Raw genomic sequence first — 21,836 nt, forward strand, 5'->3', positions numbered from 1 at the left:
CCTTTGTATTTGCCTGCTTGCGGAGTGGCGTACGCGTATCAGAACGTGTGCAGGATGCCAAGGCGCACGAGCGCCTGGTGGTCGGTGGCCGAGGGCGTCAATTGCGTGATCGACGCGACGGCGGACTGGCCGAGCGAATCGGTGCCGCTCGCTTTCTGGTAGATCGCGATCGCATACAACTCGGTGCGCTTCGAGAGGAAGTAAGCCGCCGAAAGCGTCCCCTGGTGGTAGTTCGCGCTGCCGAACTCGCCAACGCTCGCCTTGTGGGTGTAGCTATACGCGGCGTTCACGCTGAAGGCCGGCGTGAATGCGTAGCTCCCGTTGATTTCGCCGTTGTTGATGATGCCGGTGCCCGCATAGTGAAGCGGATTCGGACCCGCGCTGGTGTCGCCGAGTCCGCTGTAGCCCGCATGCGACCACGTAGCGCCCACGCTCGCCGCGCCGAAATGGTATTTCACGCCTGCGATCACCAGCTGAAGCGTCGCGGCCGATGCGAAGCCCGCATAAACCGGGTTGGACTGCGCGGTGGCGGCGGAACCGAACGAGCCGAAATTATTCGTGCTGCTGTTGCCGGAATTGCCATTCGTGCCGAAGTAGGAAAGATTCGGATCGCGCGCGTTCAGATAGCCCGCACCGGCGGAAAACGGACCATTCGCGTAGGTCGCGGCGAGCGCCCACACCTGATTGCGACCGGGCGCGCCCGCCACGCCGCCCAGCGAATACATGGCGCCCAGTGTCACGCCGGCGAACGACGCACTCTTGAACTTGATGGCGTTGTTCAGCCGCACCGAATGGCCGAGATCGTCGAAATCGTCGGGATTCGAGCCCATGTGGCCCGGAAGCTCGCCAGCCTCGGAGAACGGCGCCAGCATGTCGCTGACCACGCTGTACTGGCGGCCGAGCGTGACCTGTCCGGACGCGTTGGCGAGGCCGACAAACGCCTGGCGGCCGAACAGGAGACCGCCTTGCGCCAACCCGCCGGTGTTGATGTTGAAGCCGTTCTCCAACGTGAAGATCGCGCGCAGCCCGCCGCCCAGATCTTCGCTGCCGCGCAGACCCCACCGGCTCCCGCCAATACCGGTCGCGCCATCGGACATCGCGAATTGCTGCTTGCCGGTCAGCGCGCCGCCCGCGCGCCCGGTCTGCACATTGCTGACGTAGTTGAGCCCCTCGTCGATCAGCCCGTATAGCGTCACCGAACTCTGTGCGTGTGCGGCCGAAGCGGCCGTGCCGGCGAGAGCGACCGCCAGCAGCATGGGTTTCTTCATTGAGTCTCCAAGTCTCCAGATCGATTCTTCCGCGCCTCCAGGGCGCATGATGGTATTCCAGATTGGCACCATCAAATTGGACCACCATAAGTGGTAGGACCAATCGTAATGACCGGTGACGCGTGGTGTCAATCCTGGGAGAACTCCCTAAAGAGCGCGAGCGCGTGCTGTGTCGCGGGCTTGCGGCATTTCGTTGCGCCTGGCGAATACCCACGCCGCTTTTTCAATATCCGTCGTGAAAAACCGGCTCCTAGAATTGCCGCATTCACAAGGGGCGGCGAGAGCGGCGCGCTGTTCTCATCGCATAACGACAGGCAACGGAACATCGATCCATGAGCAAAAACGACATAGCTGATCTCCTGCGTGTAGGCCCGGAAACCCCGATGGGGACATTCATGCGGCAATACTGGCTTCCCGCGGCGCTTTCCAGCGAGGTGAAGGCCGACGGTGACCCCGTCCGGCTGATGATGCTTGGCGAGAAGCTCATCGCCTTTCGTGACAGCGCCGGGCGCGTAGGCGTGCTCGATCATCGTTGTCCGCATCGCTGCGCGTCGCTGTTCGTCGGGCGCAATGAAGAAAACGGCATTCGCTGCGTGTATCACGGCTGGAAATTCGACGTCGACGGAAATTGTGTAGATATGCCAAGTGTTCCGGCTCGCCTCGACTTCAAGGAAAAGGTCCACGCGCGTGCTTACAAGGCCACGGAGCGCAACGGTCTGATCTGGGTGTACATGGGCGAGAACCAGGCCAATCCGCCCGCGCTTCCCGCCATCGAGGCGAACCTGATTCCCGGCAGCAAGATCTGGTGCCTGCAAAGGCAGTGCAACTGGCTCCAGGCGCTCGAAGGCGACATCGACACGAGCCATGTCGGCTTCCTGCATGTCGGCGCGCTGGAAGCCGACGATCTGCCCGAGGCGTCGCCGCTGCGCCCCACCGTGCTAAATCGTGCACCCGAGTATCGCGTGCAGAACGCGGAGTGGGGGGCCACGTATGGCGCCTATCGCCTGGCCGAGGACGGGCGCATGTCGTGGCGCGCGGCCCAGTTCATGTTTCCGTTCTGGACCATGACGCCCAACATCCTGTTCTCGACGCGTGCGATCGCCCGTGCCTGGGTGCCGATGGATGACACGCACGTCATGCTCTTCGACATCACGGGCGGCATCGACGAGGGCAATCCGTTCTTCACGACGAAGCTGAAGAGCGGCGAGCCGATGTACGAAAAGATCCGCCGCAAGCCGAATGGCACGGGATGGTACGACCGCTGGCTACCCGTCGATGGACCGCACAACGACTGGGGAATCGATCGGCAGGCGCAGCGCAACATGATTCATTACACAGGCATCGACAATCCTTCGATGCAGGACCAGGCGATCACGGAGAGCATGGGCGCCATTACGGATCACAGCTTCGAGCATCTCGCGCCCACCGATCAGATGATCGCCTTCGTTCGCAGACGCCTCGCGCAAGCGCTGCGCAACTTCCGCGACGATCGCGCTCCGGCGCCTTGTGCGTCGTCGCCCGATGCCTATTTCGGCGCGCGCTCCGGCGCGTTTTCCGCCGACCCCGCCGTGGAATTCGCGGCCGCTTACCGGGCGGAACTCGACAAGGCACAACGCTGGCCGCTGAACGCCGACGACAGCGCCGCTCAAAGCGAAAACGAGGTCACGAACTGAGACGAGAACCGAGACGCGGAATCCGCGCCGCCGCCCGGCGGCGCGACGTATCGAACGCCACGCTGGGAGAGCGACAACATGATTGAAGCGGGACAGGACAGGGGCCGGCCGGCCTTCGAAGGGCAGGTCGCGTTGGTGACGGGCGCGGGCCGTGGCATCGGCGCCGCCATTGCGCGAGAGCTACACGCGGGCGGAGCGCGGGTCGTCGTGACGGACGTGGATGCCGCCAACGCCGAAGCGCTGGCGAATGCGCTCGATCCGCTCGGCGAGGCCGCGTTTGCATGCAGGCTGGATGTGCGCGAGAAACGCGATTTCGAGCAGGCGCTCGGTGCCGTGCTGGAACGATGGCACAAGCTGGATATCGTCGTGAACAACGCGGGTTACGCGAGGCGCACGCCGCTCGACGAGATCACGCCCGAAGAATTCGACGAGATCGTGAGCATCAATATGCGGAGTGTCTTCCTCAGTTGCCAGATTTTCTCGAAGGTCATGAAAGCCGCGGGCTATGGGCGAATCGTGAATGTCACATCGCTCGCTTCGCATAACGGCGGTACGGTCGCGTCGGCGCACTATGCGGCCGCGAAGGGCGGCGCAACGACATTGACGCGCTACTTCGCGCGGCAACTGGCGGGCACGGGCGTCACGGTCAATGCCGTGTCGCCGGGGCCGGTGTCGAGCGCGAAGGAGCGCCTCGCGCATTTACGCGAAGAGATCAGCAAGCAGGTGCCGGTGGGCCGGTTCGCGGAACCCGAAGAAATCGCGGCCGCTGTCGCGCTGCTTGCTTCAGACCGGAGCGGTTTCATCGTCGGCGCGACGATCGACGTGAACGGCGGATTGCATATGCGCTAGATCGTCCGGCCGCGCAGGCAGCAAAACAATCAAACCGCGAGGAGACATCATGACCGGGACGAAATCCGTTGCTTCCGTAATCGATACACAACCCATAGGGAGATTCCAGATTGCGATTGCCGCAATCGGCGCGCTGGCCTTGTTTTGCGAAGGCTTCGATCTACAGATCATTTCCTACGTCATGCCAAGCATTGTCGAGGCATGGCGGATCGAACCCGCGAAGCAGGGGGCGATACTATCGGCGGGTTACAGCGGCATGTTGATCGGCTTTCTCGTGCTCGCACCGCTTGCGTCGAAGATCGGTGCAAAGCGCCTCGTGGTCTGCTGCCTGCTGGCCATGGGCGCGCTCAATCTCGCGACATTGTTCGCACCGGGTGCGCAGTCGCTGGTGTTTTGCCGCGTGGCCGTTGGCCTCACACTCGGCGGCGTGGTGCCGCCGACGCTGGCGCTCGTCTCCGAGCTTTTCCCGGTGCGCCGTCGCTCCGCGCTCGTCGCGATGCTCTACCTCGGCACGACCAGCGGCATCATGATTGCCGGCGTTGCCGCATGGGCGACGTTGTCGCGCTACGGCTGGCGTGGCGCAATGGCGATCGGGGGCGTCATGCCGATTATCGTGGCGCTCGCTGTCTGGCGTGTCTGGTGCGAGTCGCCGGTCTGGCTGCTTGCCCGCGGCCCGCAAGGCGACGCACGCATGAAAGCCATTCTGGCTCGCCTGTATCCACGCGCGCCTTCGAGCGACATGCTCGTCGCGGGCGAACCTTGCGCGCCTCGGGCGGGCGGCGTTGCGCAACTCTTCGTCGAACAGCGCCTCGTCGGCACGCTCGTGCTCTGGGCCGCGTTGAGCTTCAACGCGGTCGTCTATTTCTTTGCGCTCAGCTGGTTGCCGCTCATTCTTGTCAAGATCGGCGCGACTCAGCAAAACGCGATCCTCGCCTCGACGCTGGGCAATCTCGGTGGCATAGCGGCAATTGCAACGGGCTTCCTGATGGACCGGTTCGGCGGCGCGCGCATCGTCAAGGCCTACTTCCTGACGGGCGCCGCATTCGTTCTACTCGTCGGAGCGGTTCTCTCGCCAGCGGTCGTCGTTATTGCGCCCGCTGCGTTTTGCCTGGGTTTCTGCGTCAGCGGGCTGCAAAAGGGCGTGTCGGCCCTGGCGGTGACGTTCTATCCACCGGCGCTTCGATCCACAGGGCTGGGGTGGGTGCTGGGCGTCGGCCGCAGCGGCGCGATACTCGGGCCGATGGCGCCCGGCTTGCTGATGCAGGCGGGCTGGACACCGGCGCATATTTTCTATTTGATGGCGGCGCCATTGCTTCTCGGCGGCGCGGGCATTGCGTTCATGCAGGTCTGGTACCGGCAGCGCTCGCACGCCGGCACACTGCCACCTGCTCACGTCGATCTCCCCGATCCGGCGAATCGCGCGCAGACGCCATAGGCGCGCTAGATCCAGTCGGCGACCCGCCGCTTGCGTCGCGACGTGACGTCGTCGCCGTCGCGCGAAACCTCCAGTAGCACATCCACGAAGCGTTGCTGCACGACCGTGGGCCGCCAGCTGCGTCGCACGGTGAGGCCGATCGCCGATGTCGCGTGCGCGAGGGGCACGCCGATCTGCGCGAGCAGGCCGCTGCGGATCTGGAGCGCGGCCTGGTCGGGATTCAGGAGCGTGAGGAAATCGCCGTTCGTGAGCAGACGCCCGATGATCATGACCGAGCCGCACTCGATCGGCGAGCGCGGCAGTGCGCGTCCCGCGAACAGTTCTTCCCATGCACCGCGCAGCGGCGAGTTCGGCAGTCCCACGATCCACGGATACGCGGCGAGCGCATCGAGCGTGACGCGTTCCTGCGCGACCAGCGGATGCCTGCTGCCGCCGACGATGATCAGGCGATCTTCATAGAGCGGCTTTTGCGCGAGATCGGAGATCTCGTAGTCGCGCACTTCGCCGACGATCAGATCGATCACGCCGTCACGCAACGGCTCGACAAGCTCCGCCCAACTGCCTTCGTAGACACGGAACGCCGCCGTGTTCGTTTCGGCGGTCATGCGCGCCATGGCTTCGGGTACGACGAGCGCGCGGGCCGTGGGCGTCACGCCGAGGCCGATCAGCGTGCCTTCCGGATGCAAGCCCAATTCGACCAGCAGCGCGGCGAGTTCGGCGACGGCGAGGCGCGTGCCGCGCGCGAGGCGCCGCCCCGCGGCATTCAGGCTGATGCCCCGGCCACGCCGGTCGACCAGCGTCTCGCCCGCCGACGCTTCGAGATCGCCTACGGCGCGATGCACGGCCGTGCGCGACATGCCGGTTGCCGCCGCTGCGGCGACGAAGCTGCCCGCGTCGGCGAGCGCAAGAAACGCGCGTAGCTGTGTCGTCGTCATGCGCCGTTCGGGGCGAGCCGCGCCATGCGGGAGCGCTTTGGCGCCGAGGGTGAGATGGCCGAGCGCGGCATCCACACGCTGCGCGACCTGCTCGCCCACTGGCGTGGCGAGCATGCCGTCGGCGCGCCGCTCGAACAGCGCGTGGCCGAATTGCTGCTCCAGCTTGAGCACCGCCTGCGTGAGCGCCGGCTGGGACAAGCCGATACGCAGGGCCGCCGCACTCACGCTGCCATGCTCGCGAATCGCCAGCATTGCCTGCAAATGCCGGAGATTGAGTTGAAAGGGGTCGTGGAGCATGCCCCATTATAGGGGCCGCGCCGCGAGGCGCAGCAGCGCCACGCGGCGCGCGCTCACTTGCGTACGATGGCGGAGCGCGACTGCTTGATCAGATACGTGCTGATGTCCTCGAGCGCGTGGCGCATGGTCAGCGCCGCGCCGTCGGCGTCGCGCGCGCGCATTTGCTCGATCAGCTTCTGCCGCGTATCGACCACGGAGCTGAACGGCTGCGGACCGGCCAGCACGATGAAATGCCTGAGCACTTCGCTGAGACCTTCGACTAGCGCGCCGATGATGTCGTTGCGCGTGCAATCGGCGAGGATCTTGTTGAACTCGATTGCCGTGAACGTGCGATCGACGAGGCGGCCCGCCTCGGTGAGCGCGACGGTTTTTTCCAGATTCGCTTCCATCGCGCGGAAGTCCGCCGCCGTGGCGCGCTCGCATGCAAGCCTCACGACGACGTCCATCACCATGAGACGCGCTTCCATCAGCATGGGAAGCGTGGCGCGGCCCAGTTCGAGCATGTCGCGAATCTGCTGCGTGACGAGCTTGGCGCTGCTCTCGCTGACGAACGCGCCGCCATGCCGGCCTTTTTTCATCGTGATGAGCCCCGCCGATTCGAGCGTGCGCATGCCTTCTCGCACGGCCATGCGGCTCACGGCGAACTGTTCGGCAAGCTCGCGCTCGGTCGGCAGGCGCGAACCGGGACGCAGCGCGCCGGAGGCGATCTGCTGGCGGATCTGCGCGTTGATTTCTTCGGAGATGCGGCGCGTCGAGATCGGGCTGAATGCTTCGGACGGCGTCGCGGCCTGTTCGACGGCCGTGCTGGCGGGCGCGGCGCGTTTCGCAGCCGGGCGCTTGGCCGCCGTGCGCTTGGCGAGCGGGGCGGCGTCGCCCGCGTCGTGCTGGTCGACGCTCGCGCCGGTAGCGGCGCGGCGCGTGGTTCGTAATGTCGTCATGCGGTGTGTCGGGCTCGATCGAAGCTGAAATAGTAGCGCATCCGTTGCGCGCGTTTCCCAACGGACGGTCCATTCTACCGAGTGAACGACAGAGCGAACCGCCGGGCGAAACCTGGCGCCCGGCGAATGCTTGTAATGGACCGTCCATTAGCGTATTGTATGGCGAAACCCGCCATTCCGGATAACGAGGCCCGGGCGCCACGCCGCCCGGGCGACAACAGGAATCAGCAGAAGCCAACAGGAGACAGCCGATGGAGCATCACGCAGCCGGCGAGGACATCGCCCAACCCGCCGCCGTACTCGACCACCTTCTGCGCAGCCGGCACAGTTGCCGCGCGTTCAGCGAGGATGCGGTGCCGCGTCCCGTGATCGAAAGCATTCTCGCCAGCGCGCAGCGCACACCCTCGTGGTGCAACACGCAGCCGTGGCAGCTCGCCGTTCTGAGCGGCGCGTCCACGCGCGCATTTCGCGCCGCCTTGCTGGAGCACGTCGCCGGCGCGCAGGCCGCGCCCGACATTGCCTTTCCCGAAGCCTATCGCGGCGTCTACCAGGAGCGGCGGCGCGCGTGCGGCCTGCAACTGTATGAGGCCGTTGGGGTGGCGCGCGGCGACCGTGAGGCGTCGGGCCGCCAGGCGCGCGAAAACTTCCGGCTCTACGGCGCGCCGCACGTCGCTATCGTGACGACGGACGCCGCGCTCGGCCAGTACGGCGCCGTGGATTGCGGCGCCTACGTGAGCACGTTCATGCTCGCCGCGCAGGCGCATGGCGTGGCATGCATCGCGCAGGCGGCGTTGGCCGCTCACGCGTCCTTCATTCGCGCATGGCTTGGCATTGCCGACGAGCGCCGCGTGATCTGCGGCATCTCGTTCGGCTATGCAGACGCCGCGCATCCGGCCAACCAGTTCCGCACCGCGCGGGCGACGCTGGTCGAGGCCGTCGATTGGCGCGAATGACTCGACCCGGGCAGGCGTATCGGACGTATTGCGAGAACACGTAGAGAAAGGAGCGAGACAGATGAAGTCAGGTCCGTTGGCTGGACTGAAGGTGGTGGAATTCGGCGCGATCGGCCCGGTGCCGTTTTGCGCAACGATGCTTGCGGACATGGGCGCCGATGTCGTGCAGATTGCGCGGCCCGGCGCGCCGCTCGATCCCGGCGACGTGATGATGCGCGGGAGGCGGGCGTTCGCGCTCGACCTGAAGCAGCCCGAAGGGCGCGCCGACGCGCTCGATCTCGTCGCGTGCGCCGACATTCTGCTCGAAGGCAACCGCCCGGGCGTTATGGAGCAACTCGGCCTCGGCCCCGACGCGTGCCTCGCGCGCAATCCGCGGCTCGTGTACGGACGGATGACCGGCTGGGGGCAAACGGGTCCGCTTTCCGCGCGCGCCGGGCACGACATCAATTACATTTCGTTGACCGGCGCGCTTGCCGCGATCGGGCAGGCCGGCGGCGCTCCGGTTCCGCCGCTGAACCTCGTGGGCGACTATGGAGGCGGCGCGATGTTCCTCGCGTTTGGTGTGCTGTGCGCGCATCTGGAGTCGCGCACGAGCGGCAAGGGGCAGGTGGTCGATGCCGCGATGGTCGACGGGTCGGCCATGCTGATGGCGCTCTTTTGCCGGATGAGCGCGCAGCACCGCTGGGTGCCCGAACGGGGCGCGAATCTGCTCGATGGCGGTGCGCCGTGGTACACGACCTACGCGACTGCCGACAACCGTTACGTTGCGGTGGGCGCGCTCGAAGAACCGTTCTGGAATGGGCTGCTCGAACGGCTCGACATCGCGCCGCAGAGCTTGCCGCCGCGCAGCGCGCGTAATGAGTGGGGCGTGATCCGTGAGGCGCTCGCAGCACGCTTCGCGCAGAAGACGCGCGCCGAGTGGGCCGCCGTGTTCGACGACACGGATGCCTGCGTGAGTCCGGTGCTGGGTCTCGACGAAGCGGCGGGCCACGCGCATATCGCGAGCCGCGGCACCTTCATCGATCTGAACGGGACGTTGCAGCCCGCGCCCGCACCGCGCTTTGGCCGCACGCCTGGCGAGGCGCGGTCGGCGGCTTGCGGCCCCGGCACGGCGGCGGACGTGTTCGCGTCGTGGGGCGTAACGCAGCGCGCGGCTCAGTAAGCCGGGAAAGCGCAGGGAGCGCGGCGCGCGTTCGTTCGGCTCGCGCCGGTTATGAAGGATGCCTAATCAAGGGGGCGAATGGATGACCAAGGGATATATCGTCGCGCGTATCGACGTGACCGATGAGGACGCTTACGCGCGCTATGCACGCATGGCGACGGCGGTGATCGAGCAATACGGCGGCCGGGTGCTGGTGCGAGGCGGGGCCTGCACGGTGCTCGAAGGCGAAGGCCGTTCGCGCAACGTCGTAATCGAGTTCGCGTCACGGGAACTTGCCGAACGCTATTACCACTCGCCGGAATATGCGGCTGCGCGCGAGGCGCGCAGCGGCGCGGCAGTGGCGGACTTCGTCGCGGTGGAGGGCGCCTGACGCGGCGCATGGGATGTCAGGCGGCCACGAGCTGATCGAAGATCCAGTCGATGCTCGTCTGACCTTCGAGATCCAGTACGCGGGCGGCATAAGCCGCGCTTGCTTGCCCGTCGAGATGGCCGGCCGCGAGACGTTGAAATTTTGCGATCACCTCGGCATCGGAGAGCGGATTGCGCGGCGTGCCGCGCGGCGCGTCGAGGCGGGCAACGACGGCGGGGGCGCCGGCGCGTGTAACGGTCATCACGCACTGGTGGTAGTGCGTGAGCGACACATCTTCCACGATCTCGATGTTCGGCAGCAGGGCGCGAATGTCGGGGCGGCGCAGATGCGTTTCGAACTCGACGCTATGCTCCGGCAAGATGACATCCTCGCCCGCCGCCGCCAGCGCAACGCACCAGCCTACGTGAAAGCGCGCGTCGTTCGGCGTCACGGGCGGCTCGCGCTTCGAAACGGCCGGCAGGACGTAGGCGGGCATGCCAACGCGTATGTGCGCGTGCGTGAGCACTTGCGCGCCGAGGCGTGCGCGCAGCGTTGCGGCCAGGTCGACGGCCGCATGCGTATAGCCGCAGCACGCGTGCAGCTTGCGACGCGGCTCGGCGAGAAACCAGCGTTGCGGATCGGTGATCGCGCGCGCGTCGGGGGCGCGCGCGAGTGTGGCCATCAGCCCGAGCGGACTTTCGAGCAGGCGCTCGGGGCCGGTCAGGCCGTGGCGCGCATAGGCGGCGCCACGCAATCCGGCCGCGGCGGGCCACGCCCCGAACATCATCGGCTTTACGCTGCCGCCGCTGCCGAAGATGGTCTCGGCGGGACACCATGTCGTGAGCGCGCCCGCGATGGCAAGCGCCTCGCGCGTCGCCTGCCGTGACATGCCTTGCAACGAGGCGGCCACGGCTGCCGTGCCGAATGCGCCTACGAGTCCGGGCGTGACCATCGCGACCTCGGTATAAGGCTTGAGCGTCCCATAGACGGCCGTGTACACGCGCGACGTCACTTCGATGCCCGCAATCGTCGCGGCGAGCAATTGAGCGCCCGTGGCGCCGCACGCGCCGGCCAGCGCCAGCGCGGCCGCGACATTGCCGATGCTCGCATGCCCGCCGATCAGATCGTTCAACTCGAAAATGTCGCCCCAGTAGCCATGAACGCGGGCGGCGGCTTCGGCGGGAAGTGTTTCGTGCGAGCCGAGCAGGCGCGCGGGCGGCCCGCCTGCGCCGATGTCCCGCTCGGCGGCCAGCACCGCGGCGCCTTCATCCGTGTGCGCGCCGGCCAGCATGCAGCCGATCGTGTCGAGCAGGCAAAGCGCCGCCTGGCGGCGCACTTCGAGGGGTGTGGCGGACAGCGTCAAGTCATGCGTGAACTGCGCGAGCGCGTCGAGCAGGGCAGGCGAGCGAGGCTCGGAAGGCATCATGATATGGATTCCTGATGAAATTGTTTGTGCGCGGGTCGGGAGCGAGGCGACGCATGCGCTTCAGTCGCCGGACGAAGCGTGCCGCGCGGCGAACAGGGGGCCATCGGCGTGATCGAGCACGACGATTTCAACGGGGCTGTCCAGCGCGAACGGTCCGTCGCCCCAGAGCGCCACCGCGATGCGCGGCCCTTCCTCCAGGTCGACAATGCCGACGCGATACGGTGCCAGCTCACGAAACGCCGCCGGGGCGGCGTGCACGGTGGTCGCCGAATAGAGCGTGCCGCGACCGGACAGTTCGGTCCAGCGCACATCGCGCGACCAGCAATGCGGGCAGAACGGCTTGGGCGGGAACGTGTACGCGCTGCATGCTTCGCAGCGCGTGGTGCGCAATTGGCCGTCGCGCAACGCGTCCCAGAAGGGGCGCGTGAACGCGGTGACACGGGGCGCGTAGGCGCGGGGTTGGTCGATGACGATGGTGTCGAGCATCAGTGGACGGCCTCGAGAATGTGAACCAGTGCGGCGTTGTAGTTGCCCAGTTCGGCGCTGGTCAGCGCGAGCCGGGCGTTGGCGACCTGGCGCTCGCCGGCTCGCGCACGCAACTGCTCGGCGGCTTCGACGAAGCTGTAGAGCGGCGTGACGTAGGCGGGATGCCCGCGAGATTGCAGCCCGCCCGAGGTGCAGACCGGCAGCCGGCCGCCCAGACGCGTTTCGCCTTCGGCGGCGGCACGCGCGCCGCCGCCGCGCGGCGCCAGTCCGAGCGCTTCGCTCACCAGGACCTCGACGATGGTGCAGGGCGCATACACCTCCGCGAAATCGATATCGGCTGGCGCGACGCCCGCCGCGTCGAACGCGGTACGGCCCGCTGCCTGCGCGGCGGCGAAGCCGGTCATGTCGTTGGGCACTTCGCTGATCTGATGCGCGCCTTCGTGAAAGAAGCCGCGTGAGCGCACGCGCACGTAAGGTCTGCCGCTGGCGCGCGCCACGTCCTCTTCGGCGAGCACGAGGCATACCGCGCCGTCGCTGCGCGGCGGCACTTCGTAAAGGCCGAGCGGCTCGACGATCATGGGCTGGACGAGCACGTCGTCGAGCGTGATGGGCTTGCGAAACTGCGCAAGCGGATTGAGCGCCGCATGGGCGCGATTCTTCACGGCGACGCTCGCGATCGTTTCGCGCGAAACGCCGTAATCGTGCATGTAGCGCGCCGCGTCCATCGCATACCACGCGATCGGCGTGATGCCGAAGGGGCCCTGAAAGTCGACGTCGCCGACCGCGCGCATCGAACTCATCATGTGTTCGGCCGCGCCCGTGGCCGTTTCGAAGTTGATGCCGAGCGCAAGCGCCACTTTCGAGCGGCCGAGCAGGATGTCGTTGGCCGCCTGCTCGAACGCGAGCCCGCCCGTCATGCCGTTGCCGAGCACTTCCGACACGCTTCCCACGCAGGGCAGGCGCAGATGATGCGCCATGAATGTCGCGAAGTACTTCTGGAGCGTGTAGGGGCGGCACTGCGCGAGCGCGAGCGTGCCGATGTCCGTTTTCTCGACACCCGCGTCGGCCACCGCGTCGAGCACGAGTTGCGCGAGCACTTCGTGCTCCAGCGTTTGTTGCTCTGCACCGGGCGGCGTCTGCCATTTACCGACCGGCAACGCGGCGGTTCCGATGATCGTCACTGTCTTGCCCATGCGGCGAAGTCTCCTGTTCCTCGATATGCGATTGCGCGGCACGAACGTCGCGCAACAGAGGTTAACGTAGTTTCGAACTAATGGACCGTCCATTAGGGTTATTTCCTGGGGACAGGGAAGCGGCCACGCGATTTAATGCGGTCAATGGACGGTCCAATAGAAATCGATGTGCCGGGCCGCTCACCGTCATGCAACGAGGAGAAAAAATCGATGTACAAGGAAAGAGCTGTCTATCGGGGCGCCGATCTGCAACGGCTGATCGATCCGCGCACGATCGCCGTGGTCGGTGCGTCGGAGACGCCGGGGTCGTTCGGGCAGCGCACGCTCGAAAATCTCGCGGGATTCGGCGGCCGCGTGTTCGGCGTGAATCCGAAGTATCGCGAGACGCTGGGTCACGCGTGTTTTCCGCGGCTCGCCGATCTGCCGCAGGCGCCCGATTGCGTCGTGATGTGCGTGGCGCACTCGCTCGTGGAGCCGACGCTCGAGGAAGCAATTGCCGTCGGCGCGGGCGGCGCCATCGTCTATGCGTCGGGTTTCGCGGAAACGGGCCGTCCGGAGCGCGCACTGGCGCAGGACCGGCTCGTGGAGATCGCGCGTGCGGGCGCAATCCGCATCGCGGGACCGAACTGCGTGGGCATTGCGAACGTGCGCTCGGGCGCGGCGATGAACTTCATGAACGGCTGCGGCGAGATGATCGCGGGCCGCGAAGGGAAGGTGGCGATCGTTTCGCAAAGCGGCGCGCTCGGTTACACCATGCTGCAAGCGATGTCGCGCGGCGTGGGCATCAGCCACTATCTCGCGGCCGGCAATTCCGCCGATGTCGATGTCGCGGACTATGTCGCCGCGCTGGCCGATGATGCTCACGTACGCGCAATCGTCTGCCTGTTCGAAGGCGTGAAAAGTGGCGCGCGCTTTCTCGAAGCGGCGCGTCTTGCGAATGCGGCCGGCAAGGCGCTCATCGTGTACAAAGCGGGCAACACCGCCGCGAGCGCGAAGGCGGCGCTTTCGCACACCGGCACGCTGGTCGGTTCGCTCGCCGCCTATCGCGCGGCGCTCGACGATGCTGGCGCGATCCAGCTCGACGACCTCGAAGCCGTGCTCGAATATGCGAACTTCTTCGCGCGCAACGACGCGCCGCGCAACGGCCGCCGCGTCGGCATCATGGCGACCTCGGGCGGCGCCGGCGTCATCAACGCCGACAAGGCCGAGCAGAAGGGTCTCGAATTGCCGCCGCTTTCGGAGCCGACCCGGGCCGCACTCGATGACGTCGTGCCCGATTTCGGCTCTATCGCCAATCCAGCCGATCTCACGGCCGAGGTGCTCAAGACGTCGTCGACGTTCGCTCACTGCCTGAACGCGTTTGCCAGCGACCCGGCGTTCAGCGCCGTGGTCGTGCCGCTCGTGTTCGCCCACGACGCCGCCACGGGGGCGCGCGCACCAGTCATCAGCGAGGTCGCGGCGCGACGCCAGAGCGCGCTGGCCGCCGTGTGGATGAACGAGTGGCTCGAAGGGCCGGGCAGCGGCGTGCTCGACGCCGATCCCAACGTCACGTTGTTTCGCTCGGCCGACCGGTGCTTCGGTGCAATCCGGGCCTGGTGCGACTGGCATGAGCGCCGCGCGATGCGCGACGACGCCGCGAAAGCGGGCGCAGCGCGACGCGCTCCGGCGGCGGCACACGCCGAGGCGCGTGAGATTCTCATTGCCGCAGGCCGGGGCGGCGCCGTTAGCGGCGAGCGGGACGCGAAGCGCGTGCTCGCCGCCTACGGTATGCGCGTGCCGCGCGAAGCGCTCGCACCCGACGCGCATGCCGCCGCGCTCGCCGCGCAGACGATGCGCTTTCCGCTCGCCGTGAAGATCGCCTCGCCCGATATCGCGCACAAGACCGAGATTGGCGGCATTCGTCTCAATCTTGCCGACGCGGCGGCGGTTCGAGATGCTGCGCAAGACGTGCTGGCCTCGGCCGCGCGCCATTGCCCGCAGGCTCGCATCGAAGGCGTGAGCGTTCAGGAGATGGCGCCGCCCGGCGCCGAACTCGTACTCGGCATCCAGCAGGATTCACAATTCGGACCCCTGATCGTCGTCGGTCTGGGCGGGGTGCTCGTCGAGCTGCTGGGCGATGTCGCTACGGCGCTCGCACCCGTCACGCCTCAAAAGGCCGCGGCGATGCTGGCCTCGCTCAAGAGCTATCGCCTGCTCACGGGCTACCGGGGACAGCCGCCGCTCGACGTGGAGAGCGCCATCGACGCAATTTGCCGCTTTTCCGAGCTTGCCGCCGATCTCGGCGATCTGCTTGCGGAAGCCGACGTGAATCCGCTCATCGTGGGGCGTGACGGCGCGGAGGCGGCCGATGCATTGTTCGTTCTTTCGTCAAAGGAGTGATCTGGCATGACTGGCAAGTGTATTGAGGACTTCGAGGAAGGCGCGGTCGATCTGAGCCCGGCGCGCACCATCACCGAAACGGACGTTGTGACGTTTTCGTGGGTCTCCGGCGACGTGAACCCCATGCATACCGACGCCGAATACAGCGCGAAATCCGCGCTCGGGCAGCGCATCGCGCACGGCGCGCTCGGCCTTTCGGTGGCCACGGGGTTGAGCGCGCAGCTCGGGCATCTGATCGGCACTGCCATCGCCGCGCTGGGCGTGGACGAGTGGCGCTTCCTCGCACCGATCTTCCTGGGCGACACGGTCCATTTGCGCACGACGGTGGCGTCGGCGCGCGTGACGTCGAAGCCCGATCGCGGCGTGCTCAAGCGCCGCATGGAGCTGATCAACCAGCGCGGGGAAATCGTGCAGACCGGCGTGATGACGACGATGGTCCTTACGCGCGCCGGCCGCGAGGCGATGCGCGCGAAGCAAGCAGAACAAGCGAACCAACAAAACTGACTGGAGTAGACATGAGCCTGATGAACACGTTCGGCCTGACCGAAGAACAGAACATGATGCGCGAAAGCCTGCTCACGCTGCTCGAGCGCCACCTGCCGTGGGACCGCGTGCGCAAGATGGACGAGACGAAGGAATATCCGCACGAAGCGCATGCGGCGCTGGCCGAAGCCGGTTTTCTCGGCCTTTTCTATCCGGAAGCGCTTGGCGGCAGCGGCGGCAGCTACAAGGACGTGGCCGTGCTGCTCGAAACGCTGGGCTACTACTACACGGGCATTGCGCAGGGCATCACGACGACGGCCGTCTATGCCGGCATGCACATCGCGAAGTTCGGCTCCGACGAACTGAAGCAGCAGATCATTCCGCAGATTGTCGCGGGCAAGGCGAAGCTGGCGCTCGCCATGTCGGAGCCGGGCACGGGCTCGGACGTCGCAGGCATTCGCACGACCGCCGTGCGCGACGGCGATTCCTACGTGCTCAACGGCAGCAAGGTGTGGATCACCTGCGCTCACGTGGCGGACTATATCGTCGTGATCGCAAAGACGAATCGCGACGCGCCGCGCCACGAAGGCATCAGCACGATCCTCGTCGACACGAAAACGCCAGGCGTGACGATCCGCCCGCTCAACATGCTCGGGCGGCGCACGACGCACGCCAACGAGGTGTTCTTCGACAACGTGCGCGTACCCGTCTCGAACCTGTTCGGCGGAGAGGGGCGTGCGTGGAAGAACATCATGAAGTGCCTGGGCCTCGAGCGCATGGCGCTTGCCGCGATTTCGTCGGGGCATTGCTTTCGCATTACCGAATACGCGCGCGATTACGCCATGCAGCGCATCCAGTTCGAGCAGCCGATTTCGAGCTTCCAGGTCATCCAGCACAAGCTCGTGAACATGCAGATCATGGCGGAGACCGCGCGCCAGTCGGTGTATCGCGTCGCCGAACTGCTGGACGGTGGAGACCCGGCCATCAACGAGACATCGATCGCGAAGATCGTCTGCACGGAAAACAACTTCCGTTGCGCCGACGAAGGATTGCAGATTCTGGGCGGCGCGGGCTACTCGATGGAATACGACATGCAGATGTTCTTCCGCGATTCGCGCGTGGGTCCGATCGGCGGCGGCAGCAATGAAATCCAGCGCAACGTGCTCGCGAAGCGCATGGGTTTGTGAGGCGGTGCGCGCGAGGAGTGACAAGATGAGCGAAACTTTCCGTACATCGCAGCGTGCATGCGATGTGCTCGTTATCGGGGCCGGCGCGGGCGGTTTGTCGACCGCCATCACGGCGCGCAAGGCGGGGCTCGACGTGATCGTGATCGAGAAGGCGCCGTGGTTCGGCGGCACGACCGCGTATTCGGGAGGCGTGCTGTGGATTCCCGGCAACCGTCATGCAGCCGCGAATGGCGTGGCGGACTCGACTGAAGCGGCGCGGCGGTATCTGCGCAATGAGGCGGGCGCGTGCTTCGACGAGGCCGCCGTGGACGCTTTTTTGCGTTTCGGCCCGGAAATGCTCGACTTCTTCGAGCATGAAACGGAGGCGAAATTCCTGCCCACGCTGTACCCGGACTATCACCCGGACGTGGCGGGCGGCGTGGACATCGGCCGCTCCGTGGTGGCGGCGCCCTACGATGCGCGGCGTCTTGGCGCCGAACTCGCGCGGCTTCGGCCGCCGCTCAAGACGATCACGTTCATCGGCATGATGTTCAATTCGTCGAACGCGGACCTGAAGCACTTCTTCAACGCAACGCGTTCGCCGAAATCGGCCTGGTATGTCGCGAAGCGGCTCGCGAGCCACCTGAAGGATCTCGCGCTTTACCGGCGCGGCGTGCAGATCACGAGCGGCAACGCGCTGGCCGCGCGGCTCGCGAAATCGGCGCTCGATCTTGGCATTCCCATTCTCACGGGCACGGCGGCGCAGGAGCTGACGATGGCAGGCGGCCGCGTCACGGGTGCGCGGGCGCGGAACGACGGGGGCGTGGTGCAGTTCGAGGCGCGCCAGGCGGTCGTGCTCGCATGCGGGGGCTTCTCTCACGATCTCGCGCGCGTGCGCCAGGCGTTCGCTCACGTTGCGCGTGGCGGCGAGCACGTTTCCCCTGTGCCGGAAGGCAACACGGGCGACGGCGCCCGCATGGCCGAACAGGCCGGCGGGCGCGTGGATATCCGCTATCCGCAACCGGCCGCGTGGATGCCGGTTTCGCGTGTACCGATGCGCGACGGCAGCACCGGCGTGTTCCCGCACCTCGTCGATCGCTACAAGCCTGGCGTGATCGGCGTGACCCGCAACGGGCGGCGCTTCACGAACGAATCGAACTCCTATCACGACGTTGGCGTGGCAATGGTCGAAGCATGCCGCGGGCAGGCGCAAACCGCCATGTGGCTGATCTGCGGCCAACGCACCCTACGCAAGTACGGACTGGGCTTCGCGAAACCGGCGCCGGTCCCGCTCGGGCCGCTGCTGCGCAACGGCTATCTGGTCAAGGGGCGCACGCTCGCTGAACTGGCCACGCGGGCCGGCATCGATGCACGGGCGCTGGAGGAGACGGTGCGGGAATACGACCGTCACGCCGCGCGTGGCGAAGACCCTGCGTTCGGGCGCGGCACGACGTCGTTCAACCGCTATCTGGGCGACGCGGAACACCGGCCCAATCCATGCGTTGCGCCGGTCGGCAAGGGGCCCTACTACGCGCTCAAGCTGGAGATGGGGGATCTCGGCACGTTCGACGGCATCGCCACCAACGTCGAAGGCCAGGTCCTCGCCGATGGCGCGCCCGTGGAAGGTCTTTACGCGGTGGGCAACGATCGCGCCAGCGTAATGGGCGGGAATTATCCGGGTGCGGGCATTACGCTCGGACCCATCATGACGTTCGGCTATATCACGGCGCGGCACATTGCACGGCAGGCAAGCCGGCAAGCGTCGCGAGAAGCGCTGCGCCAGGTCTCGTAGCATCGTCCCGGCGGGCAAATCGCACACGGAACAGCACACCAGTACAACACGAAAGGAGACAGACGAAAATGAATGCGATCGACCATGGCACCCCCCACCGCGATGAACAGCACGTCGCGTCCGGCAGCAGACGCACGGCCGGAGGCTTGAAATGAGCGCCGGCCGCATCGGCGCACGGACGATCGACGTGCAGACGTTTATCGACGAGCAGCGCTTTTCGTTCTTTCACTGTGTGTTGTTCCTGCTGTGCTTCCTGATCGTGGGCCTCGACGGCTTCGACACCGGGGCAATGGGCTTCATCGCGCCCACCCTCGTGGACGACTGGAAAGTGCCGCGCGAATCGCTCGGTCCCGTGCTCAGCGCGACGCTGGTCGGTGTGGGTATCGGCGCGCTGCTCGTGAGTCCGCTCGCCGATCGCGTTGGGCGCAAGGCCGTGCTCGTGTCGTCGGTGTTTTTCTTCGGCGTACTGAGTTGTGCGAGCGTGCTGGCGCACTCGATGGAATCACTCACGGCGTTGCGCTTCTTGACGGGCCTAGGGCTTGGCGCGGCGGTGCCGAACACGGTCACGCTGATGTCCGAGTACGTGCCCGCGCGCATTCGCGGATTCGTGGTCAACGCGATGTTCATGGGCTTCGCCGCCGGAATCGCGGCCGGGGGCATGCTTTCCGCGTGGATCATCCCGGTATTCGGCTGGCGCAGCGTGCTCCTGGTCGGCGGCGTGACCCCGTTGTTGCTCGGTTGCGTGCTGCTGTTCGCGTTGCCCGAATCGGTCAAGTTCATGGTGTCCACGGGGCGCTCGCGCGAACTCGTTGCGCAAATCCTGCGACGCCTCGCTCCGCGCGTGGAATTGGCCGACTGCGTGTTCATCTGCGAAGCACGCGGCGCGGCTGAGACAAAGCGCACGTCGCCGGTCGCGCAGGTGCTGTCGAAAGACTATCTGCTCGGCACGACGATGTTGTGGCTCAGCTATTTCATGTGCCTCACGGTGTTCTACCTGCTGACCAACTGGCTGCCCACGCTCTTCAAGGCTTCCGGCTTCAGCTTGCACGAATCGGCCATGACCTCGTCGCTCTTTCATGTCGGTGGATGCGCCGGGATTTTGCTGGCCGGGTGGCTGATGGATCGCTTCAGCGCGATTCGTGTGGTCGCTTTCTTCTATGTCCTGACCGCGCTGATCGTCTTCCTGATTGGATGCAACGTCGCACACGACACCATGCTCACCGCGCTCATCGTCGTTACCGGCACGGCGCTCTCGGGCGCGGCGGCTTCGATGGCGCCGCTCGCCGCGCAGTACTACCCCACGACCAGCCGCGTCACCGGCGTGGCATGGATGCTGGCGGTAGGGCGCATCGGCGCCGTGGTTGGCGCGTTCGGCGGCGCGATTCTCATGGCGTTGAGCTGGGCGTTCTCGTCGATCTTCAGCCTGCTGGCCATCCCCGCCTTGATCGCCGCGTTTGCGCTCATGGTGCTGGGGCGCCAGGCCCGGGGTATCGGGCGCGACGTGGATTCGACCGCACCTGCAACGGCTTCCAGCCACTAACACCCTCATGGATAGATTCGGCTGCCGGCGGGAAAGCTCGCCGGCAAGGAGGTAAGGATCGGCATCTGGTTTTATTCATTCGTACAACTACTAAAAATTGGAGATTGGAGACGTCATGAAGAAGTGCAGATGGTTACTTCCGCTATCGCTTTTTGCCGCATCGGCAGCACAGGCGCAGAGCAGTGTCACGCTTTACGGTCTGATCGATGTTGGCATCAACTACGTGAACAACGCGCAAACGGGCCGCAACCCGGACGGTTCGCTGGCAGGAAAGTCGGTCGTGTCCATGAGCGACGGCGGCGCGCGCGGGATCACGGGCAGCCGCTGGGGCTTGCGCGGCACGGAGGATCTCGGCGGCGGCCTCTCGGCCATATTCACGCTCGAAAACGGCTTCAACATCAATAACGGCACGCTGTCGCAAGGCGGTGCGGAATTCGGGCGGCAGGTCTACGTTGGATTGAGCAGTCCGTATGGGACGTTCACCGCGGGCCGTCAATACGATACGCAGGCCGATTTCGTTGCCCCATACTCGCCGAGCCTGATCGTCGGCATTTCGGGTTCGCTGCCGGGCGACGTCGATGGCCTCGGCCACACGCGGCGGACCAACAACGCGCTCAAGTTCGTCAGCCCGAACTGGCGCGGCTTCATGTTCGGTGCAATGTACTCGCTTGGCGGCCGCGCGGGCAACTTCACGGGCAGCCAGATCTGGGCGCTTGGCGCGAGCTACGCGTTGAATGGCTTTTCGGCTGGCGTGGGCTATTACAACGGCCGCGACCCCAATCTCGCGTCGTTCGGCAATAATCCGAATTCCGGCCCGGCGACGTCAAATAATCTCGGTTCGTTCGGCACGGCGACCTCGCCGCAATCGAATCCGATTTACGCGGGCTATGCGTCGGCTTCGACTTTCGAAATCTACTCGGCGGGCGCGAGCTACAAGATCGACGACGCGACGCTCGCCGTTTCGCTGAGCCATTCGGCATTCGAAGGACTCGGCAACACGGAAGCCGGGCCCAATCCGCTCGGATACCACGGCACCGCCATCTTCAACAACGCGGCGCTCACGGTCTCGTACTTCGCGACGCCCGCGCTGCAACTGGGTGGCGCCTATACCTATACGCGTGGCGGCGGCGCCGGCGGCCGGGGCGGCGCGACCTGGCAGCAGGGCATCCTCGGCGTGCAGTATTTTCTGTCGAAGCGCACTGAACTGTATCTGTTCGGCGTCTATCAGGCGGCGAGCGGAACGGATTCGCTCGGCCAACCGGCCGTTGCCAACATCGAGTTGATGACGCCTTCGAGCACGGCGCACCAGTTCGTCGGAAGAGCGGGACTCGTCCAGCGCTTCTAGACTGCCGGGTACGTCGAGCGCCGAACCGGCGTCCTGCTTGCGTGCGACGCAGGTCGCGTCGTCGACGTACCCTGCGCCGTTACCGCCGCGCCCCCCGCGCGCGCCAAACTGGACTATCCTCCCTCAGATGCGTTTTTACCGGCAATCGCGCAATGAGCCATACTGTG

The 21,836-nt window shown here is 66.1% G+C and carries 18 protein-coding genes; 12 read left to right on the plus strand and 6 right to left on the minus strand.

Going from position 1 to position 21,836, the window contains the following annotated elements; all coding sequences use genetic code 11:
• Positions 1-38: 38 nt before the first annotated feature.
• Positions 39-1,268, minus strand: a complete 1,230-nt coding sequence (locus C7401_RS19520) for a porin (RefSeq protein ID WP_112173037.1) — start codon at positions 1,266-1,268, stop codon at positions 39-41.
• Positions 1,269-1,651: 383 nt separating this feature from the next.
• Here C7401_RS19520 and C7401_RS19525 point away from each other — a divergent pair, with 383 nt between their 5' ends.
• The 3 genes from C7401_RS19525 (at position 1,652) to C7401_RS19535 (ending at position 5,225) form a co-directional block, all read left to right on the plus strand.
• Positions 1,652-2,941: a Rieske 2Fe-2S domain-containing protein gene (locus tag C7401_RS19525; protein WP_258397154.1), complete on the plus strand. Its 1,290-nt coding sequence runs from the start codon at positions 1,652-1,654 to the stop codon at positions 2,939-2,941.
• Positions 2,942-3,019: 78 nt separating this feature from the next.
• Positions 3,020-3,790 (plus strand): SDR family NAD(P)-dependent oxidoreductase, encoded by a 771-nt coding sequence (locus C7401_RS19530; RefSeq protein WP_112173039.1) that lies wholly within the window; start codon positions 3,020-3,022, stop codon positions 3,788-3,790.
• A 49-nt stretch (positions 3,791-3,839) separates the two neighbouring features.
• Entirely contained in the window at positions 3,840-5,225 is a 1,386-nt protein-coding gene (locus tag C7401_RS19535) for an MFS transporter (RefSeq protein ID WP_112173040.1), read from the plus strand.
• 5 nt (positions 5,226-5,230) lie between these two features.
• On the opposite strand, the gene C7401_RS19540 is transcribed toward C7401_RS19535, so the two are convergent.
• Both C7401_RS19540 and C7401_RS19545 read right to left on the minus strand, forming a co-directional pair.
• On the minus strand, positions 5,231-6,457 hold the full coding sequence (locus tag C7401_RS19540) for a LysR family transcriptional regulator (protein ID WP_112173041.1): 1,227 nt from the start codon (positions 6,455-6,457) through the stop codon (positions 5,231-5,233).
• Positions 6,458-6,510: 53 nt separating this feature from the next.
• Positions 6,511-7,395: a FadR/GntR family transcriptional regulator gene (locus tag C7401_RS19545; RefSeq protein WP_112173042.1), complete on the minus strand. Its 885-nt coding sequence runs from the start codon at positions 7,393-7,395 to the stop codon at positions 6,511-6,513.
• A 251-nt stretch (positions 7,396-7,646) separates the two neighbouring features.
• Here C7401_RS19545 and C7401_RS19550 point away from each other — a divergent pair, with 251 nt between their 5' ends.
• From C7401_RS19550 to C7401_RS19560, 3 genes are all read left to right on the plus strand, one after another.
• Positions 7,647-8,348 carry a nitroreductase family protein gene (locus tag C7401_RS19550; RefSeq protein WP_112173043.1) on the plus strand — a complete coding sequence of 234 codons (702 nt, stop codon included), beginning with the start codon at positions 7,647-7,649 and terminating at the stop codon, positions 8,346-8,348.
• A 61-nt stretch (positions 8,349-8,409) separates the two neighbouring features.
• Positions 8,410-9,510: a CaiB/BaiF CoA transferase family protein gene (locus tag C7401_RS19555; RefSeq protein ID WP_112173044.1), complete on the plus strand. Its 1,101-nt coding sequence runs from the start codon at positions 8,410-8,412 to the stop codon at positions 9,508-9,510.
• Positions 9,511-9,592: 82 nt separating this feature from the next.
• Positions 9,593-9,880 carry a DUF1330 domain-containing protein gene (locus C7401_RS19560; protein ID WP_112173045.1) on the plus strand — a complete coding sequence of 96 codons (288 nt, stop codon included), beginning with the start codon at positions 9,593-9,595 and terminating at the stop codon, positions 9,878-9,880.
• Between the two features lie 16 nt (positions 9,881-9,896).
• On the opposite strand, the gene C7401_RS19565 is transcribed toward C7401_RS19560, so the two are convergent.
• From C7401_RS19565 to C7401_RS19575, 3 genes are read right to left on the minus strand one after another with little or no spacing between them, the layout of a single operon-like run.
• Positions 9,897-11,285 carry an MmgE/PrpD family protein gene (locus C7401_RS19565; protein ID WP_112173046.1) on the minus strand — a complete coding sequence of 463 codons (1,389 nt, stop codon included), beginning with the start codon at positions 11,283-11,285 and terminating at the stop codon, positions 9,897-9,899.
• Between the two features lie 60 nt (positions 11,286-11,345).
• Positions 11,346-11,771 (minus strand): Zn-ribbon domain-containing OB-fold protein, encoded by a 426-nt coding sequence (locus tag C7401_RS19570; RefSeq protein WP_258397156.1) that lies wholly within the window; start codon positions 11,769-11,771, stop codon positions 11,346-11,348.
• Complete coding sequence (locus tag C7401_RS19575) at positions 11,771-12,964, minus strand: thiolase family protein (protein WP_112173047.1); 1,194 nt, start codon at positions 12,962-12,964, stop codon at positions 11,771-11,773. The genes C7401_RS19570 and C7401_RS19575 overlap by 1 nt, the downstream gene beginning before the upstream one ends.
• 210 nt (positions 12,965-13,174) lie before the next feature.
• Between C7401_RS19575 and C7401_RS19580 the strand changes: the two genes are divergently transcribed.
• The 6 genes from C7401_RS19580 (at position 13,175) to C7401_RS19605 (ending at position 21,669) form a co-directional block, all read left to right on the plus strand.
• The gene (locus tag C7401_RS19580) at positions 13,175-15,343 is read left to right on the plus strand and encodes an acetate--CoA ligase family protein (protein WP_181565621.1); all 2,169 of its coding nucleotides are present in this window, start codon (positions 13,175-13,177) and stop codon (positions 15,341-15,343) included.
• A gap of 6 nt (positions 15,344-15,349) precedes the next feature.
• A complete protein-coding gene (locus tag C7401_RS19585; RefSeq protein WP_112173049.1) occupies positions 15,350-15,847 on the plus strand; it encodes a MaoC/PaaZ C-terminal domain-containing protein in 498 nt (165 codons plus the stop codon).
• An 11-nt stretch (positions 15,848-15,858) separates the two neighbouring features.
• Entirely contained in the window at positions 15,859-17,013 is a 1,155-nt protein-coding gene (locus C7401_RS19590) for an acyl-CoA dehydrogenase family protein (RefSeq protein ID WP_112173050.1), read from the plus strand.
• Positions 17,014-17,038: 25 nt separating this feature from the next.
• Positions 17,039-18,784 carry an FAD-dependent oxidoreductase gene (locus C7401_RS19595; RefSeq protein ID WP_112173051.1) on the plus strand — a complete coding sequence of 582 codons (1,746 nt, stop codon included), beginning with the start codon at positions 17,039-17,041 and terminating at the stop codon, positions 18,782-18,784.
• 151 nt (positions 18,785-18,935) lie between these two features.
• Entirely contained in the window at positions 18,936-20,324 is a 1,389-nt protein-coding gene (locus C7401_RS19600; RefSeq protein WP_112173052.1) for an MFS transporter, read from the plus strand.
• A 115-nt stretch (positions 20,325-20,439) separates the two neighbouring features.
• Positions 20,440-21,669 carry a porin gene (locus tag C7401_RS19605; RefSeq protein WP_112173053.1) on the plus strand — a complete coding sequence of 410 codons (1,230 nt, stop codon included), beginning with the start codon at positions 20,440-20,442 and terminating at the stop codon, positions 21,667-21,669.
• Positions 21,670-21,836 lie beyond the last annotated feature (167 nt).

Source organism: Paraburkholderia unamae (assembly GCF_003268775.1).
Lineage (GTDB): Bacteria > Pseudomonadota > Gammaproteobacteria > Burkholderiales > Burkholderiaceae > Paraburkholderia > Paraburkholderia unamae.

Coding starts and splice junctions, on each gene's coding strand:
- C7401_RS19520 (WP_112173037.1), bottom strand. CDS start 1,268: ATGAAGAAACCCATGCTGCTGGCGGTCGCTCTCGCCGGCACGGCCGCT.
- C7401_RS19525 (WP_258397154.1), top strand. CDS start 1,652: ATGGGGACATTCATGCGGCAATACTGGCTTCCCGCGGCGCTTTCCAGC.
- C7401_RS19530 (WP_112173039.1), top strand. CDS start 3,020: ATGATTGAAGCGGGACAGGACAGGGGCCGGCCGGCCTTCGAAGGGCAG.
- C7401_RS19535 (WP_112173040.1), top strand. CDS start 3,840: ATGACCGGGACGAAATCCGTTGCTTCCGTAATCGATACACAACCCATA.
- C7401_RS19540 (WP_112173041.1), bottom strand. CDS start 6,457: ATGCTCCACGACCCCTTTCAACTCAATCTCCGGCATTTGCAGGCAATG.
- C7401_RS19545 (WP_112173042.1), bottom strand. CDS start 7,395: ATGACGACATTACGAACCACGCGCCGCGCCGCTACCGGCGCGAGCGTC.
- C7401_RS19550 (WP_112173043.1), top strand. CDS start 7,647: ATGGAGCATCACGCAGCCGGCGAGGACATCGCCCAACCCGCCGCCGTA.
- C7401_RS19555 (WP_112173044.1), top strand. CDS start 8,410: ATGAAGTCAGGTCCGTTGGCTGGACTGAAGGTGGTGGAATTCGGCGCG.
- C7401_RS19560 (WP_112173045.1), top strand. CDS start 9,593: ATGACCAAGGGATATATCGTCGCGCGTATCGACGTGACCGATGAGGAC.
- C7401_RS19565 (WP_112173046.1), bottom strand. CDS start 11,285: ATGATGCCTTCCGAGCCTCGCTCGCCTGCCCTGCTCGACGCGCTCGCG.
- C7401_RS19570 (WP_258397156.1), bottom strand. CDS start 11,771: ATGCTCGACACCATCGTCATCGACCAACCCCGCGCCTACGCGCCCCGT.
- C7401_RS19575 (WP_112173047.1), bottom strand. CDS start 12,964: ATGGGCAAGACAGTGACGATCATCGGAACCGCCGCGTTGCCGGTCGGT.
- C7401_RS19580 (WP_181565621.1), top strand. CDS start 13,175: ATGTACAAGGAAAGAGCTGTCTATCGGGGCGCCGATCTGCAACGGCTG.
- C7401_RS19585 (WP_112173049.1), top strand. CDS start 15,350: ATGACTGGCAAGTGTATTGAGGACTTCGAGGAAGGCGCGGTCGATCTG.
- C7401_RS19590 (WP_112173050.1), top strand. CDS start 15,859: ATGAGCCTGATGAACACGTTCGGCCTGACCGAAGAACAGAACATGATG.
- C7401_RS19595 (WP_112173051.1), top strand. CDS start 17,039: ATGAGCGAAACTTTCCGTACATCGCAGCGTGCATGCGATGTGCTCGTT.
- C7401_RS19600 (WP_112173052.1), top strand. CDS start 18,936: ATGAGCGCCGGCCGCATCGGCGCACGGACGATCGACGTGCAGACGTTT.
- C7401_RS19605 (WP_112173053.1), top strand. CDS start 20,440: ATGAAGAAGTGCAGATGGTTACTTCCGCTATCGCTTTTTGCCGCATCG.